16 protein-coding genes are annotated in these 16,252 nt (G+C 73.0%); 11 read left to right on the top strand and 5 right to left on the bottom strand.

Going from position 1 to position 16,252, the window contains the following annotated elements; all coding sequences use genetic code 11:
- Window positions 1–118: 118 nt before the first annotated feature.
- Both ACWCHM_RS32255 and ACWCHM_RS32250 read left to right on the top strand, forming a co-directional pair.
- The gene (locus tag ACWCHM_RS32255; RefSeq protein WP_454221124.1) at window positions 119–886 is read left to right on the top strand and encodes an SDR family oxidoreductase; all 768 of its coding nucleotides are present in this window, start codon (window positions 119–121) and stop codon (window positions 884–886) included.
- A 6-nt stretch (window positions 887–892) separates the two neighbouring features.
- The gene (locus tag ACWCHM_RS32250; RefSeq protein WP_421489999.1) at window positions 893–1,690 is read left to right on the top strand and encodes a class I SAM-dependent methyltransferase; all 798 of its coding nucleotides are present in this window, start codon (window positions 893–895) and stop codon (window positions 1,688–1,690) included.
- A gap of 374 nt (window positions 1,691–2,064) precedes the next feature.
- On the opposite strand, the gene ACWCHM_RS32245 is transcribed toward ACWCHM_RS32250, so the two are convergent.
- Window positions 2,065–3,156 carry a UDP-N-acetylmuramate dehydrogenase gene (locus tag ACWCHM_RS32245; RefSeq protein ID WP_281902565.1) on the bottom strand — a complete coding sequence of 364 codons (1,092 nt, stop codon included), beginning with the start codon at window positions 3,154–3,156 and terminating at the stop codon, window positions 2,065–2,067.
- Window positions 3,157–3,227: 71 nt separating this feature from the next.
- On the opposite strand from ACWCHM_RS32245, the gene ACWCHM_RS32240 reads away from it, so the two are divergent.
- The 7 genes from ACWCHM_RS32240 (at window position 3,228) to ACWCHM_RS32210 (ending at window position 11,426) form a co-directional block, all read left to right on the top strand.
- Entirely contained in the window at window positions 3,228–3,989 is a 762-nt protein-coding gene (locus ACWCHM_RS32240; RefSeq protein WP_421489998.1) for a maleylpyruvate isomerase family mycothiol-dependent enzyme, read from the top strand.
- Between the two features lie 292 nt (window positions 3,990–4,281).
- Entirely contained in the window at window positions 4,282–5,589 is a 1,308-nt protein-coding gene (locus ACWCHM_RS32235; protein ID WP_421489997.1) for an ABC transporter substrate-binding protein, read from the top strand.
- 121 nt (window positions 5,590–5,710) lie between these two features.
- Window positions 5,711–6,697, top strand: coding sequence for a carbohydrate ABC transporter permease (locus ACWCHM_RS32230; protein WP_454221121.1), 987 nt, complete (start codon window positions 5,711–5,713; stop codon window positions 6,695–6,697).
- Window positions 6,694–7,527: a carbohydrate ABC transporter permease gene (locus ACWCHM_RS32225; protein ID WP_454221119.1), complete on the top strand. Its 834-nt coding sequence runs from the start codon at window positions 6,694–6,696 to the stop codon at window positions 7,525–7,527. Before ACWCHM_RS32230 ends, ACWCHM_RS32225 begins: the two co-directional genes overlap by 4 nt.
- Window positions 7,524–8,903, top strand: a complete 1,380-nt coding sequence (locus ACWCHM_RS32220) for a GH1 family beta-glucosidase (RefSeq protein ID WP_204957593.1) — start codon at window positions 7,524–7,526, stop codon at window positions 8,901–8,903. Before ACWCHM_RS32225 ends, ACWCHM_RS32220 begins: the two co-directional genes overlap by 4 nt.
- 19 nt (window positions 8,904–8,922) lie before the next feature.
- Window positions 8,923–9,930 carry a LacI family DNA-binding transcriptional regulator gene (locus tag ACWCHM_RS32215; protein ID WP_204957592.1) on the top strand — a complete coding sequence of 336 codons (1,008 nt, stop codon included), beginning with the start codon at window positions 8,923–8,925 and terminating at the stop codon, window positions 9,928–9,930.
- A 446-nt stretch (window positions 9,931–10,376) separates the two neighbouring features.
- Window positions 10,377–11,426 carry a GNAT family N-acetyltransferase gene (locus tag ACWCHM_RS32210; protein ID WP_454221117.1) on the top strand — a complete coding sequence of 350 codons (1,050 nt, stop codon included), beginning with the start codon at window positions 10,377–10,379 and terminating at the stop codon, window positions 11,424–11,426.
- Between the two features lie 52 nt (window positions 11,427–11,478).
- Here the strand turns inward: ACWCHM_RS32210 and ACWCHM_RS32205 are convergent, their stop codons facing one another.
- Window positions 11,479–12,273, bottom strand: coding sequence for an EI24 domain-containing protein (locus tag ACWCHM_RS32205; RefSeq protein ID WP_454221115.1), 795 nt, complete (start codon window positions 12,271–12,273; stop codon window positions 11,479–11,481).
- An 84-nt stretch (window positions 12,274–12,357) separates the two neighbouring features.
- On the opposite strand from ACWCHM_RS32205, the gene ACWCHM_RS32200 reads away from it, so the two are divergent.
- Window positions 12,358–13,353: a helix-turn-helix transcriptional regulator gene (locus ACWCHM_RS32200; protein ID WP_454221113.1), complete on the top strand. Its 996-nt coding sequence runs from the start codon at window positions 12,358–12,360 to the stop codon at window positions 13,351–13,353.
- Here the strand turns inward: ACWCHM_RS32200 and ACWCHM_RS32195 are convergent.
- Entirely contained in the window at window positions 13,344–14,261 is a 918-nt protein-coding gene (locus tag ACWCHM_RS32195; RefSeq protein ID WP_204957588.1) for an SDR family oxidoreductase, read from the bottom strand. The genes ACWCHM_RS32200 and ACWCHM_RS32195 overlap by 10 nt on opposite strands.
- Before the next feature lie 58 nt (window positions 14,262–14,319).
- Between ACWCHM_RS32195 and ACWCHM_RS32190 the strand changes: the two genes are divergently transcribed.
- On the top strand, window positions 14,320–15,030 hold the full coding sequence (locus tag ACWCHM_RS32190; RefSeq protein ID WP_454223238.1) for a nucleotidyltransferase domain-containing protein: 711 nt from the start codon (window positions 14,320–14,322) through the stop codon (window positions 15,028–15,030).
- Here ACWCHM_RS32190 and ACWCHM_RS32185 read toward each other — a convergent pair.
- Window positions 15,020–15,907: an alpha/beta fold hydrolase gene (locus ACWCHM_RS32185; RefSeq protein ID WP_454221111.1), complete on the bottom strand. Its 888-nt coding sequence runs from the start codon at window positions 15,905–15,907 to the stop codon at window positions 15,020–15,022. The two genes, ACWCHM_RS32190 and ACWCHM_RS32185, sit on opposite strands and share 11 nt — an antisense overlap.
- Window positions 15,904–16,218 carry a DUF2516 family protein gene (locus ACWCHM_RS32180; protein WP_088643267.1) on the bottom strand — a complete coding sequence of 105 codons (315 nt, stop codon included), beginning with the start codon at window positions 16,216–16,218 and terminating at the stop codon, window positions 15,904–15,906. The genes ACWCHM_RS32185 and ACWCHM_RS32180 overlap by 4 nt, the downstream gene beginning before the upstream one ends.
- Between the last annotated feature and the right edge of the window lie 34 nt (window positions 16,219–16,252).

Below are 16,252 nucleotides of genomic sequence, written 5' to 3'. Positions count from 1 at the left end.
GCCGGATGCAATCTTCCCCATCGGGCTTCGGAAATGCCTCGCCCCGGGCCGTGGGCGTGACGGACCTCATCACCGGACCCGGGGCGGCCGGTCCCGTCGCCAGGGTGAGAATGGCGTGATGACCTCTGTCGCGATCGTCACCGGGGCGTCCAGCGGGATCGGCGCGGCCACCGCCCGCCGGCTCGCCGCCGAGGGTTTCCACGTGCTCGCCGCCGCCCGCCGCACCGACCGGCTCGCCGCGCTGGTCGCCGAGATCGCGGCGGCCGGCGGCAGCGCCACCGCCGTGGCCTGCGACGTCACCTCGGACGAGTCGGTGGCCGGGCTGGCCCGCGCCGCCGACGACGCCCCCGGGCCGGTCACCGTCCTGGTCAACAACGCCGGCGGGGCACGCGGGCTGGACCCGGTGGAGACCGGCTCGGTCGCCGACTGGCAGTGGATGTACGACGTGAACGTGCTCGGCACGTTGCGGGTCACCCAGGCCCTGCTGCCGGCCCTGGAGCGCTCCGGCGCCGGGACGGTCGTGATGGTCTCCTCCACCGCCGGCTTCACCGTGTACGAGGGCGGCGGCGGATACAGCGCGGCCAAGCACGCGCAGACCGCCGTGGCAGGCACCCTGCGGTTGGAGCTGTGCGGCCGGCCCGTCCGGGTGGTGGAGATCGACCCCGGGATGGTCCGGACGGAGGAGTTCAGCCTGAACCGCTTCGGCGGGGACTCGGCGAAGGCCGACGCCACCTACGCCGGGGTGGCGCAGCCCCTGGTGGCCGCCGACGTCGCCGAGTGCGTCGCCTGGTGCGCCACCCTCCCGCACCACGTCAACGTGGACCGGCTGGTGGTCCGCCCGCTGGCCCAGGCCGCCCAGCACAAGGTGCACCGGGTCGGGCAGTGACCCGGGATGGCTGACCGGGGCCGGCAGCGGCCGGTAGGGGTGGTGACCCGGGGAACGACGAACCCCAACCGGCTCCGCCGGGTCGACAACTGGATCGTCGAGACCTGCGGCGACCGGTTACGGGCCGCCGCCGACCCGCTGGTGGTGGACCTCGGTTACGGCGCCACCCCGGTCACCGCCGTCGAACTGCGCGACCGGCTGGCCGCCCGGGTCCGCGCCGACGTCCGGGTGGTCGGGCTGGAGATCGATCCGGTACGGGTGGCCGCCGCCGCGCCGGCCGCCGACCCGCCGGGGTTGACGTTCGCCCGGGGCGGCTTCGAACTGGCCGGGTTGCGGCCCACCGTGGTCCGGGCGTTCAACGTGCTCCGCCAGTACGACGAGCGCGAGGTCGCCGACGCCTGGCGGACGGTCACCGACCGGCTCGCCCCGGACGGGGTGCTGGTGGAGGGCACCTGCGACGAGTTGGGTCGGCTGGCCGGCTGGCTGCTGATCGACGCCACCGGCCCCCGGACGCTGACCCTGGCCGCCAAACTGACCACGCTGGAGGGCCCGGCCCAGCTGGCCGAGCGCCTACCGAAGGCGCTGATCCACCACAACGTGCCGGGTGAACGCATCCACGCCCTGCTCCGCGCCCTGGACAACGCCTGGCACGCCGCCGCCGGGCTGGCCCCGTTCGGTCCCCGCCAACGGTGGCTGACCGCCGTCGGCACCTTGCGGTCCGCCGGCTGGCCCGTCCTCGACCGCCCCCACCGCTGGCGGCACGGCGAACTCACCCTCCCCTGGCCCACCATCTCCCCCACCTGACCCCACTCCCCACCCGCACCCACCCGCGCCGCCCCGCCCGCGCCCACCCGCCCCATTTGTGTTGATCAAGACCTTTACGTCAAATTCGATCAGCAGCCTGACGTAAATCTCTTGATCACCCGACCCACCTGCCCACCTGCCCCGCCCCAACGGGCCTCGCAGGGGTGATCAAGAGGTTTACGTCATCCAGCCGCCCGAGAATGACCCGAACCTCTTGATCACGCTCGCCGACCACCGACCACCTCAACGCCACCCGTCCCCGCCGAGGGTGGGGCCCGGCGATCAAGAGGTTTGCGTCATGGGGGCGGGCAGGGATGACGTAAACCTCTTGATCAACACGGGCGGGCACGAGCGCGGACGCGGGGCAGGGTGGGTCAGAGGGTGCAGTTGATGAGGACGGGTTCGGGGTGGAGGGGGACGGCGAAGCGGGTGTGCACGCCGTCGCGGATCTCCCGGGCGAGGGCGATCAGGTCGGCGGTGCGGGCGGTGCCGCTGTGGTTGGTCAGGGCCAGGGTGTGCTTGCCGGAGATGGCGGTGCCGCCCGGCCCGGGATGCCCCTTGGCGAAGCCCGCCTTGTCGATCAGCCAGGCGGCGCTGACCTTCACCAGGTCACCCGGGCAGGGCCAGGAAGGGGGCTCGCCGATGTCGGCGGCCCGCTCGCGCAGCAGGTCGTACGCCGCCCGGTCGAGCACCGGGTTGGTGAAGAACGAGCCGACCGACCAGGTGTCCGGGTCGGCGGGGTCGAGCACCATGCCCTTGCCGGCGCGCAACGCGAGCACCGTGTCCCGGGCGGCGGCCAGCGGCACCCGGTCGCCGACCTCGACGCCGAGCGAGCGGGCCAGTTCGGCGTAGCGGACCGGCCCGGACAGCGGCGAGCGGTCCAGCCGGAAGTCGACCGAGAGCACCACCCAGCGGTCGCTGTACTTGAAGATGCTGCCCCGGTACGCGAAGCCGCAGTCGGCGGCGGCGACGGTGGTGAGCCGGTCCTCGGCGCGGTCGTACACCTGGACGCCGGTGATCCGTTCGGCGACCTCCTGGCCGTACGCGCCGACGTTCTGGATGGGGGTGGCGCCGGCCGAGCCGGGGATGCCGGAGAGGCACTCCAGGCCGGACCAGCCGTTGCCGACGGTGGCGGCGACGAGGTCGTCCCAGGGTTCGCCGGCTTCGACCCGTACGGTGACGGTGTCGGTGTCCTCGGCGACCACGGCGAAGCCCCGCGACCGGATCAGCACGACGGTGCCGGGGAAGCCGGCGTCCCCGACGACCACGTTGCTGCCGCCGGCGAGGACCAGCACCGGCTCGTCGCGCCGGTGCGCCTCGCGGACCCGGTGGACGATCTCGTCGGCGCTGGTGGCGGCGACGCAGCGGGCGGCGGGGCCACCGAGGCGCAGGGTGGTGTATTCCGCCAGGGCGGCCGGATCGGCGGGTTCGGCGTCCGTTGTCGGTTTGGCGTAGACGTCTGACACGCCTTTCACCCTAGGCTGAGGGGTAGCCGCGGCACCCACTGGTCGCCGGGTCACCCCGGGGAGGATTTGCGATGAGCAGACTGCACGCCACGAAGGACTTCTGGATGGGAGCGCTCCGGGTCGACGGCCCGGCGTTCGCCGCGGCCGTCGCCGAGGCCCCGCCGGAGACACCGGTGCTGTCCTGCCCGGGGTGGACGGTGGCGGACCTGACCCTGCACCTGGCCGGCCTCTACCACTGGGTGCACTCCTTCGTCGGCTCCGGGGACACCGCCCAGCCGGCCCGCCCCGACGACACCGCCGAGATGCCCGCCGGTGTGTCCCCCCTCCAGCTCTGGCAGTACCAGTACGACCAGCTGATGACCCTGTTCGACGCGCTCGACCCGGAGGCCCCGGCGTGGAACTGGGCGCCGCAGCCGAAGAAGGCCGGGTTCTGGCCCCGGCGGATGGCGCACGAGACCGCAGTGCACAGGTGGGATGCCCAGCTCGCCATCGCCGCCGGTGACCCGATCGAGGCGAAGCTCGCCGCCGACGGGGTCAGCGAGGTGCTGGACACCTGGCTGCCGTCCGGCCGTCGGCGCAACCGGGGGCAGTGGCAGGGGGTGGTGCACCTGACCGCGACCGACGCCGCCCAGGACTGGTACCTGCGGATGCGCGGCGAGGGGGTGGCCCTGCTGGACACCGCGACGGTCTTCGGGCACGACGACCACCACGCCCGGGTGCAGGTCACCGGGTCGGCGAGCGACCTGCTGCTGGCGCTGTGGGGCCGGGTCAGCTTCGACACCCTCGGCGTTGCGGGGGACCGTTCCCTGCTGGAGGGCCTGCGCGTCGGCTGACGCCCACCCGCGACCGCGCGTCGCCGTACCGAGAGCGGCCGTCCCACCCGGGACGGCCGCTCTCGGCGTTTCCGGGCGGCTGCTTCCGGCGTTGCGGTGCAGACCCCGGGACGGCCGGCCCCGGCATCCGCGACGAGGTTCGAGAGAGCGCTCTCTTGACAGGAACCCATCGACCTACCACCCTGTCGTGAGAGCGCTCTCTCATCGAGATCGAATCCGGGCCGACGATCCGCGCGGCCCGCTCATACGCAGGTCCACACCCCACCACCCGACCTGAGAGGGGTCCCGACCCATGGGTGTCATCTCCCGCCGCCGCCTCACGGCGGTCGCCCTGGTCACCGTCACCGCGTTGCTCGGCACCACCGCCTGCGGCGGCGACGACGAGGCCGCCGACGGCGGCCCGGTCACGCTGACCGTCGACGTGTTCGGCCAGTTCGGCTACGAGAAGCTCTACCGGCAGTACGAGGCCGACCACCCCGGCGTCAAGATCGTCGAGCGGGGCACCGGCGGCAACCTCGACGAGTACTCCCCCAAGCTCACCCAGTGGCTCGCCGCCGGCAAGGGCGCCGGTGACGTGGTCGCCATCGAGGAGGGGCTGCTGGTCGAGTACAAGGCAAACCCGCAGAACTTCGTCAACCTGCTCGACCACGGGGCCGCCGAGCTCAAGGGCAACTTCCTGGAGTGGAAGTGGAACGGCGGGCTGACCGCCGACGGCAAGCAGCTCATCGGCCTCGGCACCGACGTCGGCGGGATGGCGATCTGCTACCGCAAGGACCTCTTCGCCGCCGCCGGCCTGCCCACCGACCGGGAGGCCGTGTCCGAGCTCTGGCCCACCTGGCAGGACTACGTGCGGGTCGGCGAGCAGTTCACGGCGAAGAACACCGGCGCGGCCTTCCTCGACGCCGCCACCAACACCTTCAACACCATCCTGTTGCAGACCGCCGGCAACACCACCGGCTACAGCTACTACGACACCGCCGACAAGCTGGTGGTCGACAGCAACCCGGCGGTACGCCAGGCGTACGACACCACCGTCGACATCATCGACTCCGGCCTCTCCGGCCGGTACGGGGCCTGGTCGGAGGAGTGGGTGTCGGCCTTCAAGCAGGCCAAGTTCGCCACCATCGCCTGCCCGGCCTGGATGACCGGGGTGATCGAGGGCAACGCCGGCCCGGACGCCAAGGGCAAGTGGGACATCGCCCAGGTGCCCGGCAGCGGCGGCAACTGGGGCGGCTCCTACCTGGCGGTGCCGAAGCAGAGTCGGCACCAGGCCGAGGCGATCGAGCTGGCCAAGTTCCTGACCAGCGCCAAGGGCCAGATCGGCGCGTTCCAGGAGAAGGGGCCGCTGCCGTCGTCCCCGCAGGCGCTCGACGACCCGGCGATCGTCAACTCGACCAACGCGTACTTCTCCGACGCCCCGGTCGGCACGATCTTCGCCGCCGGCGCGAAGAGCCTCAAGCCGGTCTACATGGGGCCGAAGAACCAGGCCGTCCGCACCGAGGTGGAGAACGCCGTGCGCACCGTCGAACTGGGCCAGCGCAACCCCGCCCAGGGCTGGGCCGACGCCACCGCCAACGCGAAGAAGGCCGCCGCCAAGTAACCCGCCCGGGTCCGTCCGGGGGCGAGGTGGCGGGGTCAGCACGCCGGGACGCCGCCACCCCGCCCCGGACGGACCCGGCAGGCGGGGACCGGGTGGGCGCGGAGAGAGGGAGCTGCGGGAGATGGTTGTTCAGGTTGACGGTCCGCCGCCGGGTGCGGTGACGACCCGGAGCAGATCGCCGGAGCGGGGGCACCGGTTGGCCCGGCTCGACGTCAGGTACTCGCCCTACCTGTACGTGACGCCGTTCTTCCTGCTCTTCGCGGTCTTCGGGCTCTATCCGCTGGCGTACACGTTCTGGGTGTCGCTGCACGACTGGGACCTGTTGGGGGTGGACCCGGCCTTCGTCGGCGCGCAGAACTACACCCAGCTGCTGGCCGACGCCGACTTCTGGAACTCGGTGGTGAACACGCTGGGCATCTTCGTCATCTCCACGGTGCCGCAGCTGCTCGCCGCCCTCTGGCTGGCCAACCTGCTCAACCGGCGGCTGCGGGCGCGGACCACCTGGCGGATGGCGGTGCTGGTGCCCAACGTCACCTCGACGGCGGCGGTGGCGATCGTCTTCGCGGTGCTGTTCGGCCGTGAGTTCGGCATGATCAACTGGCTGCTCGACCTGGTCGGCGTCGACGCGATCGACTGGAAGGCGAACCGGTTCGCCGCCTGGACGGCGATCTCCGCCATGGTCGACTGGCGGTGGACCGGCTACAACGCGCTGATCTTCCTGGCCGCGATGCAGGCCATCCCCCGCGACCTGTACGAGTCCGCCTCCATCGACGGGGCCGGCCGGGCCCGGCAGTTCTGGTCGATCACCGTGCCGCTGCTCAAACCCACGATCATCTTCGCGGTGATCATCTCCACCATCGGTGGGCTGCAACTGTTCACCGAGCCCCGGCTGTTCAACTCCGGCACCAACGCGATCCGGGGCGGGCCGCTGCGCGAATCCCAGACGATGACCATGTACATGTTCGAGAACGCCTTCGCCCCGCACTACAACTTCGGCTACGGCTCGGCCGTCGCCTGGCTGCTCTTCGCCCTGATCGCGGTGGTCGCGGCGATCAACGTACTGATCCTGCGCCGGCTCGGCGGCGGCGCCCGCAAGGGGGACCGATGACCCGGATCTGGTCGGCCGGCCGGCTCACCTACCCGGCGCTGACGCTCACCGCCCTGCTGTCGATCTTCCCGATCTACTGGATGTTCGTGGTCGCCAGCCGCAGCAGCGACGCGATGGGCCAGGTGCCGCCACCGCTCACCCCCGGCGGCAACCTCGGCGCGAACATCACCCGGCTGTTCGCCAACCCCGACGCGCACTTCCTCACCGGCCTGCTCAACTCGACGATCGTCGCGGTCAGCGTCACCTTCTCGGTGGTGCTCTTCTCCACGCTGGCCGGATTCGCCTTCGCCAAGCTGCGGTTCCGGGGACGCAACGCGCTGCTCATGGTCATCGTCGCCACCATGATGGTGCCCACCCAACTCGGGGTCATCCCGCTGTACCTGCTGATGACCAAGCTGAACTGGAACGACCGGCTGCCGGCGGTGATCGTCCCGGCCCTGGTCACCGGGTTCGGCGTGTTCATGATGCGCCAGTACGCGGCCCAGGCGGTCAGCACCGAGCTGATCGAGGCGGCCCGGGTCGACGGCTGCCACACGCTGCGGATCTACTGGAACGTGGTGCTGCCCGCGCTGCGCCCCGCCGCCGCCGTCCTCGGCCTGCTCACGTTCATGACGACCTGGAACGACTTCCTCTGGCCGTACGCTGTGCTCAACGACCCGGAGAACCCGACCGTGCAGTTGTCGCTGCGGGCCCTCTCCGACGGTTACTACCAGGACATGTCGCAGGTGTTCACCGGCACGGCGATCGCGACGCTGCCGCTGCTGCTGGTGTTCGTCGTGTTCGGTCGCCAGATCATCGGCGGCATCATGGAAGGTGCGGTTAAGGCGTGAACGATGTTCGATTTCCGGAGGGCTTCGTGTGGGGCGCGGCGACCGCCGCGTACCAGATCGAGGGGGCGGCCCGCGACGACGGTCGCGGCGAGTCCATCTGGGACACCTTCAGCCGTACGCCGGGCAAGGTGTTCGCCGGGCACACCGGTGACGTCGCCTGCGACCACTACCACAGGTACGCCGACGACGTGGCGCTGATGGCCGAGCTGGGGCTGGCCGCGTACCGGTTCTCGGTGGCCTGGCCCCGGATCAGGCCGGACGGCACCGGCCCGGTCAACCCGCGCGGCCTGGACTTCTACGACCGGCTGACCGATGCGCTGCTCGACCGGGGCATCGACCCGATCGTCACCCTCTACCACTGGGACCTGCCGCAGGCGTTGCAGGACCGGGGCGGCTGGGCCAGTCGGGAGACCGCCGAACACTTCGCCGACTACGCCCTGGCGGTGCACGCCCGGCTCGGCGACCGCATCCGCACCTGGACGACGCTCAACGAGCCGTGGTGCTCGGCCTACCTGGGTTACGGCAACGGGGTGCACGCTCCCGGCGAACGCGACGCCGGGGCGGCGTTCCGGGCCGTACACCATCTGCTGCTGGGGCACGGGCTGGCGGCGCGGGCGCTGCGGGCGGCGGGCGCGCGGACGGTCGGGATCACCCTCAATCCGGCGGACGTCGCGCCGGCCGACCCGGCCAGCGCCGCCGACGCCGCCGCGGTACGCCTCGTCGACGGCCTCCAGAACCGGATCTTCCTGGACCCGCTGACCGGCGCCGGCTACCCGGCCGACATGCTCGAACACGTCGCCCGGATGGTGGAGCCCACGTTCGTCCGGGACGGCGACGAGAAGATCATCGCCGCGCCGCTGGACCTGCTCGGGATCAACTACTACTCACCCACCTACGTCGCGGGCCGCCCGGACGGGGCGGGCAGCAGCGCCTACCCGGGCACCGAGGGGGCGGTGGAGTTCCTGCCCGCCACCGGGCCGGTGTCCGACATGGGCTGGCAGATCGAGCCGGCCGGGCTGACCCGGCTGCTGGTACGGCTCGCCGCCGACTACCCGGGGCTCCCGCTGATGATCACCGAGAACGGCGGCGCGTTCCCCGACGACGGCAGCAGCCCGGCGGCCGACGCGGCGGGCCGGATCCACGACGCCGACCGGATCGCCTACCTGGACGGGCACCTACGGGCCGCGCACGAGGCCATCTCCCGCGGCGTCGACCTGCGCGGCTATCTCGTATGGTCGTTGCTGGACAACTTCGAGTGGGCCGAGGGCTATCGGAAGCGGTTCGGGATCGTCCACGTCGACTATCTGAACCAGCGGCGCACCCCGAAGTCGAGCGCCCGGTGGTACCAGGAGGTGATCTCCCGGAACGGGCTGTGACGAGGTGGTGGTGGCGGGTATGACGGCGGCACAGCGGCCCACCCTGGAGGAGGTCGCCCGGCAGGCCGGCGTCTCCCGGGCGACGGTCTCCCGGGTGGTGAACGGCTCCACCACGGTCGCCGAGCCGATCCAGGAGGCGGTCCGCCGGGCGGTGGCCGAGCTGGGGTACGTGCCGAACCTGGCCGCCCGCAGCCTGGTCACCCAGCGGACCGACTCGGTCGCCCTGGTGCTGCCGGAGGCAGCCACCCGGGTCTTCTCCGACGACCAGGTCTTCCCCGGGCTCATCCGGGGCGCGGCCCAGGAGCTGGAGGCGGCCGACAAGCAGCTGGTGCTGATGCTGGCCGGCTCGCCCGCCGGGCACGACCGGGTCACCCGCTACACCACCGGCCGGCACGTCGACGGGGTGCTGTTCGCCTCGCTGCACGGGGAGGACCCGCTGCCCGGCCGGCTCGCCCGCCTCGGCATCCCGGTGGTGTGCAGCGGCCGGCCGCTGGACGCCGCCGACGTGCCCTACATCGACGTGGACCACATCGGCGGGGTCGCCAGGGCGACCCGCTACCTGATCGACAACGGTCGTCGTCGGATCGCCACCATCGCCGGCCCGCAGGACATGGTCGCCGGCATCGAACGCCTCGCCGGCTACCGGGACACCGTGGTCGCCGCCGGCCTGCCCCAAATGATCGAGTACGGCGACTTCACCCGCGAGTCGGGGACCCTCGCGATGCGTCGGCTGCTCGCCGCGTACCCCGATCTGGACGCGGTCTTCGCCGCCTCCGACCTGATGGCGCACGCGGCCCTGCGGGCGCTGCACGAGGCGGGCCGGCGGGTGCCGGACGACGTCGCGGTGATCGGCTTCGACGATATCGAGACGGCCGCCTACACCGAGCCGCCGCTGACCACCGTGCGGCAGCCGATCGTCGAACTGGGCCGGAAGATGACCCGCCTGCTGCTGGCCCTGGCCGACGGCGCGGAGGTGGAGCGGGCGGTGGTGCTGCCGACGGAGCTGGTGATCAGGCAGTCCGCCTGACCCCGCCCCGGTCCCGTACGCTGCGCTCCCTGCCCACCGCGCTCCCACCCACGGTGCCCGTCCGCCCACTGCGCTGCCGCCAGCCCTTCCGGGCACCGCACCCGACGGTCGAACATCGACAACCTCGTCACTCTCAGCGACATTCCGTCGACCCCTCACCTCTCCCGCTCAGCCGCTTTGCTCTGCTGCCATCCGCGCGACAGGCACCTAGCGTGACCGGGCTGATGCGACGACCGCCGAGCGCTCGCAGTGAAGCAGCAGCTCAGGCTTCTGTCGCTTCCACGGCAGCAGAGCAAAGGAAGCGAGGGTGACATGTCGGGGCGAGCCTGAAGTCACGGAGGGTGAAGAAGGGACGATCCGGGGGCTGCCGTCGCTCAGAGTAGCGAGCAGTATGGGTGCGGAAAAGCCGTCGCCCGCCACACCGGCCCGTGCCTACGCTCGCGGGCATGTCTGACGCTGCCGCATCGCCGCCCGCGCCGACCGGCACCGCCGAGCCGACCGGACCCACCGCACCGACCGGCACCGCCGGGCAGCGCCGGCCCTCGGTCCCGCCCGCCCACGGCCCCTCCGCGCGGTCCACCGGGCAGCCGGGCGCGGGGTGGCGCATCCGCACCGCACAGCCCGACGACGCGCCCGGCGTGGTGGCGCTGCGCTCGCTGGTCCATCCGTACCTGGTGCGGGGCGTCGCGTCGACCCGGCAGATGATCGCCCAACCGCCGCCCGAGGAGGACTGGACGGCCTGGGTGGCCGAGGCGGACGGCCTGATCGTCGGCTGGGCCTCGGCCTACCGGAACGCGCACACCACCGTGCCGGACTTCGGGGACGTCTCCACGCTGCACGTGCACCCGGAGCACCGGGGCCGGAGCATCGGCACCGCGCTGCTCACCGCCGCACTGGACCACCTGTGCTCGCTGCGGGTCCGTCGGGTGCGCACCTGGGTGCAGACCGACTCGCTGCCGTACGCCCGCCGGCACGGGTTCGCCCCCAGCCGGGAGCTGCGCTACTCGGCGCTCGACCTCCACCCGGCTCCGCCGATGCCCGAGCCGCCCGCCGGGGTACGCCTGCTCCCCCTCGCCGGGCTCGACCCGTACCAGGTCCACCTCCTCGACGCCGCCGCCGCGGTGGGCGAGCCGGGCGACGTGCCGGTGGACGCGACCAGCTACTCCCTGTGGCGGTCGGAGTGCTGGGACAACCCGGGACTGGACCGGGAGGCCGGCACGGTCGCCGAGGTCGACGGCACGCTGGTCGCACTGAGCCTGGTCAAGCGGGACGGCGACCGGATGTGGTCCGACTTCACCGCGACCAGGCCGGAGTACCGGGGTCGGGGGCTGGCCCGGCTGACCAAGCAGGCCGCGCTGCACCGGGCCGCCGGTCGCGGGGTACGCACGGCCTACACCTCCAACGACGAGGCCAACGCGCCGATGCTGGCGGTCAACACCCGCCTCGGCTACCGGCCGGTGGCCTCCGCCTGGTCCTGCCTGCGCGACCTGCCCTGACCTCAGGTCCGGCCAGGCACGTCGGGCCGCCGGGCCGCCGGGCAGCCACGGGTCAGCTCTCCTCGATGTGCTGGCCCAGCGAGCGGCGGGCGAGCAGCGCCGCCCCGGCGACGGCGGCCGGCATCACCAGCACCGCACCGAGCGGGATCAGGAAACACAGGAAGACCGCCACGCCGAAGCCGAGCGAGGTGGCCCGGTCCGCCTTGAGCCGGGTCCGCCGATCCGGCAGGCGCAGCCCCCGGCGGGAGAACGGCGCACCGACCAGCTCCACGGCGAGCAGCCAGCCGCCCACCGCCGCGCCGACCACCGGCACCACGGTCTGCCCGACCACCGGGATGAAACCGGCCAGGAACAGCGGGATGCCGAACAGCACCGAGAGCCCGATCAGCCGCAGCGAGTCGACGACGCTGCGCCGCAACGACGCCCCGAACGGCACCTCCACCGCGCCGGGGGTGCCACCGAGGCGGTCCTCCACCCGCTCGGAGATCTTCTCGTAGAACGGGTCACCGATGACCAGGGTGACCGCGGTGAACCCGACCACGGTGAGCAGCCCGCCGAGCCCGAGGAAGGCCAGCCCGGCGATCACCCGGACCAGGCTGCGCGGGGTGTCCGACCAGTCGTCGGCGAACGGGGTCACCCACGCCGCCAGCTCGTCCACGAAATAGATCAGGGTGGCGAACGCGGCGACGAAGAGCGCGGCGGACAGCAGCGCCGGCACCACGCCCAGCAGCATCAGCCCCGGGCTGCGGACGTACAGGCCGAGGCCGCGCAGGAGCAGGCCCACGCCGCCGAAGAAGCGACGGGTGGCGCCGGTCACCGGCGCGGCGATCGTACGGGGTCCGTTCACGACCGCAGAGCCTATCGGCCGTACGCCATCGCCACCGGACACCCGGTGACGCCGCGCGCCGGGTCGGGCCGGCAGGATGCAGGGGTGCGCGCCGCCCGGTTGATCTCCCTGGTGCTGCTGTTGCAGGCCCGGGAGACGATGACCGCCGCCGAACTCGCCCGGGAGTTGGAGGTGTCCGAGCGGACCGTCTACCGGGACGTGCTGGCGTTGTCCGCCGCCGGGGTGCCGGTGTACGCCGACCGGGGACGCGCCGGCGGGTACCGGCTGCTCGGCGGCTACCGGACCCGGCTGACCGGGCTGACCCGCGACGAGGCGGAGGCGCTCTTCCTCGCCGGGCTTCCCGGCCCCGCCGGTGACCTGGGACTGGCCGACGCGGTGGCGTCCGCCGAACTGAAGGTGCTCGCCGCGTTGCCGCCGAGCCTGCGCGACGCCCCGGCCCGCACCGGGCAACGGTTCCACCTGGACGTGCCCGGCTGGTTCCGGGAGTCCACCCCGCCCCGCTGGCTGGCCGAACTGGCCCGCGCGGTGTGGCGGGACGGCGTGGTGGTGCTGCGGTACCGGCGCGGCGAACGGGAGGTGACCCGGCGGGTCGAGCCGTACGGGCTGGTGCTCAAGAGCGGCACCTGGTATCTCGTCGGCCGGGTCGGTGACGCGATGCGTACCTACCGGGTGGACCGGGTGGTCGACGTCGTGCCCGACCCGGCGACGTTCGTCCGGGACGACGGTTTCGACCTGGGCGGCTACTGGCGGGAGCAGGCCGAGGCGTTCCTGCGGGGCATGCTCGCCGAGCGGGTCACCGTGCGGGTCAGCCCCGTCGGCCTGCGCCGGCTGCGGTTCCTCGCCGACACCCCCGTCGCGTACGAGGAGGCGCTGGCCGCGGCCGGCGCACCCGACGGGCAGGGGTGGGTGGTGACCCGGTTGCCCGTCGAGTCCGTCGAGGTGGCGTACGCCCAGTTGCTCGCCTTCGGTCCGGAGGCGGAGGTGCTCGACCCGCCGGAGCTACGGGCCCGCCTGGTCGACGCGGCGGCCCGCTCAGCCACCCTCTACGGCGTCGCCCCCGGGCCCCCGGATCAGCGGTAGCCGGTGGGGTCGGCGGGCCGGTCCGCCTCGACCACCTCGCTGAGGTAGCGGAAGGCGTCCGGGCGGCTGCCGTCGAGGTCGGTGAAGCCGTACACCCGGGCCAGTTCGCCGGCCGAGACGGACGCCTGGTTCCAGCGGGCCCGGTCGGCGTCGGCGGCCAGGGCGACGACCGCGCGCCCGACGAAGGCCGGCGTCTCCGAGATGACGAAGTGCGGGTCCTTCGCCGCGCCGTCGCGCCAGGTCTCCTCGGTCACCCCGAAGTGCTCCAGCATCGCCTCGGACCGGATCCAGCCGGGGGTGAGCGCCACGGCGGTGCACCCGTGCGGTGCCAGCTCGTGCCCCCAGCTGTACGCGAGCCGGGTCACCGACACCTTCGCCAGGTCGTAGAAGACCGACAGCCGGTAGTGCGTGTCGTTGTACGCCCGGGTGCCGTCGCCGATCTCGACGACCAGCCCCCCGGGGCGGCGGATCAGCAGCGGCAACGCGAAGTGGCTGGTGACGATGTGGGTGTCCACCGCCAGCCGCAGGGTGCGGAACCCGGTGTCCAGCGGCTGCTCCCAGACCGGCTTGTCCCAGGTGATCAGCGGGTCGGCCCCCCACACGTCGTTGACCAGCACGTCGAGCCGGCCCTGTTCGGCGTCGATCCGGGCCACCAGGTCGCGTACCTGCTCGGGCACGAGGTGGTCGACCCGGACCGCGACGCCGGTTCCCCCGGCGGCGGTGACCAGCTCGGCGGTCTCCTCGATGGTCTCGGGACGGTCCAGCTCGGAGCGGCCGGCCCGGCTGCTGCGGCCGGTGGCGTAGACCGTCGCCCCGGCCGCGCCGAGCTGGATGGCGATCTGCCGGCCCGCGCCCCGGGTCGCGCCGGCCACCAGCGCGACCTTTCCGTCCAACGGTGTCGTCGTCATACCGTCGAGGGTGGCAGTGATACCTGACAACCGAAGTCCGGTTTCACGCGACGCTTCGATCCGGCATGCTCCCGGCATGCACCTGCTGCTCTCCGGAATCGTCGGCTCGGTCGCCTACGGACTGGCCGGCCCCGGCTCCGACGTCGACCGGATCGGCGTCTTCGCCGCCCCGACGGTCGCCTTCCACGGCCTGCGTCCGCCCCGGGAGTCGGTGGTCACCACCGACCCGGACGTCACCCTGCACGAGGCCGGCAAGTACGCCCGGCTGGCGTTGAGCGGCAACCCGACGGCCACCGAGCTGATCTGGCTCCCCGACGACTGCTACGAGACCCGCACCGAACTCGGTGACCGCCTGGTCGCCATCCGGTCGGCGTTCCTCAGCGCACCGCGCGTCCGCGACGCCTACCTCGGGTACGCGAGTCAGCAGTTCCGCAAGCTGACCACCCGGGACGCGACGGTGGGCGGTCGACGCCGCCGGGCCAAGCACGCCCGGCACCTGGCCCGGCTGCTGCACCAGGGGCGCACCCTCTACGCCACCGGCGTGCTGGAGATCCGGCTGGCGGACCCGCAGTGGTTCCGGGCGTTCGGCGAGCGGGTCGCGGGCGGCGCGCTGGCCGAGGCGCAGGCGCTGGTCGCCGAGGCGGAACGGGACTTCGACCGGCTCCGCACCCCGCTGCCCGACCGGCCCGACGAGGCCACCGTGGAACGCTGGCTGCGTGCCGTCCGCGCCGCCCACCTGCCGACGGCGGACGCCGACGCTAGTCGTTGAGGAAGGTGGAGATCCGGTCCCGCAGGTCGGCGCGGTCGGTCCAGGCGAACCCGGGGCGGTCGTAGACGTGCAGGGTCGCCTGCGGCAACGCATCGGCCAGCTCGGCGGCGATGTGGGTCGGGTGCAGGTCGTCCCCGACGCAGCCGATCACCAGGGCTGGGGCGGTCACCCCGGCCAGCGCGGCGAGGTCGGCCAGCGGGGACTGCTCCGGCAGGTCGGCCAGCCCGGCGGCGAGCCCGTCGCGGAGCAACTGGTCGAGCCGCTGCCGCAGGTAGGCCCAGCCGGCCGGGGTGTTGCGGACCGACGGCGGCAGCTCCAGGGCGACCACGTCCGCCACGGCCGAGGCGTCGCCGCCGGACACCGCCGCCAACAGGTCGGCCAGCCGCTGCTGGGCGATCGGGCCGCGCGGCCGGTCGAGGACGGCGGGCAGCAGGAAGACCAGCTTGTCGAACCGGTCCGGGCTCTCGGCGAGCAGCCGGCACAGCGCGCCCGCGCCGAGGCTCGCCCCGAACGCCCGGGTGGCGCCGCTGAGGTCCGCCACCGCCCGCAGGTCACGGGCCAGGTCGAGGTAGCTCCACGGGCCGGGCGGCGCGTCGGAGCGGCCATGGCCCCGGAACTGGAAGAAGACCCGGCGGCCGGCGACCGCGCTGCCGAACGGGCGGGTGGTGGCGATGCCGTTGCCGAATCCGTGCGCGAACACGGTGACCGGGTCACCGACGCCGGTGACCAGCCGTTCCAACTGCACGTCGTGCGGGGTGGCGACCAGCTCGGTCTCCGGCTCCGGCAGGGCGGGTCGCCCGGTGCGCGGCGCGCCCGGCCCCGGGCCCCAGGTGCGGGGTCCGCCGTCCGGCGGTGGCGGCCAGCGGAAACCCCTCACCAGAACCCTTTGCCGTCGTGCAGGTCACGCAGCCCCACCCGGACGTCGAGCAGGTAGATCAGGCCGGCAGCGATGCCGATCAGCCCGAAGATGCTCAGCGCGCCGAAACCGAGCAGGGTGAGCAGCATGCAGACGGCCAGGATGGCGATCCAGCCACCCTTGGGGAGGGTCCCGATCGCCGGGAAGGCGTCCGAGCGCTGGGTGAACGCGTGCACCAGCGAGATGCCCTGCACCGCCAGTGCGAACACGAGCAGGACCAGGTCGATCACGTAGACGAGGTGGAACACGAAGATCGGCGCGGCGATGGCCATGTCGGCCAGCATATGCCGACGGCCCCGGAAACGT

It is taken from the genome of Micromonospora sp. SCSIO 07396, assembly GCF_053667945.1.
Note: the sequence above shows the minus strand (reverse complement) of the source record. Positions and strands in the feature narration are given on the sequence as shown.

Bases quoted from the DNA above. Each gene is read 5' to 3' on its own strand.
- ACWCHM_RS32255 (WP_454221124.1), top strand. From the start codon at position 119: ATGACCTCTGTCGCGATCGTCACCGGGGCGTCCAGCGGGATCGGCGCG.
- ACWCHM_RS32250 (WP_421489999.1), top strand. From the start codon at position 893: ATGGCTGACCGGGGCCGGCAGCGGCCGGTAGGGGTGGTGACCCGGGGA.
- ACWCHM_RS32240 (WP_421489998.1), top strand. From the start codon at position 3,228: ATGAGCAGACTGCACGCCACGAAGGACTTCTGGATGGGAGCGCTCCGG.
- ACWCHM_RS32235 (WP_421489997.1), top strand. From the start codon at position 4,282: ATGGGTGTCATCTCCCGCCGCCGCCTCACGGCGGTCGCCCTGGTCACC.
- ACWCHM_RS32230 (WP_454221121.1), top strand. From the start codon at position 5,711: ATGGTTGTTCAGGTTGACGGTCCGCCGCCGGGTGCGGTGACGACCCGG.
- ACWCHM_RS32225 (WP_454221119.1), top strand. From the start codon at position 6,694: ATGACCCGGATCTGGTCGGCCGGCCGGCTCACCTACCCGGCGCTGACG.
- ACWCHM_RS32215 (WP_204957592.1), top strand. From the start codon at position 8,923: ATGACGGCGGCACAGCGGCCCACCCTGGAGGAGGTCGCCCGGCAGGCC.
- ACWCHM_RS32210 (WP_454221117.1), top strand. From the start codon at position 10,377: ATGTCTGACGCTGCCGCATCGCCGCCCGCGCCGACCGGCACCGCCGAG.
- ACWCHM_RS32195 (WP_204957588.1), bottom strand. From the start codon at position 14,261: ATGACGACGACACCGTTGGACGGAAAGGTCGCGCTGGTGGCCGGCGCG.
- ACWCHM_RS32180 (WP_088643267.1), bottom strand. From the start codon at position 16,218: ATGGCCATCGCCGCGCCGATCTTCGTGTTCCACCTCGTCTACGTGATC.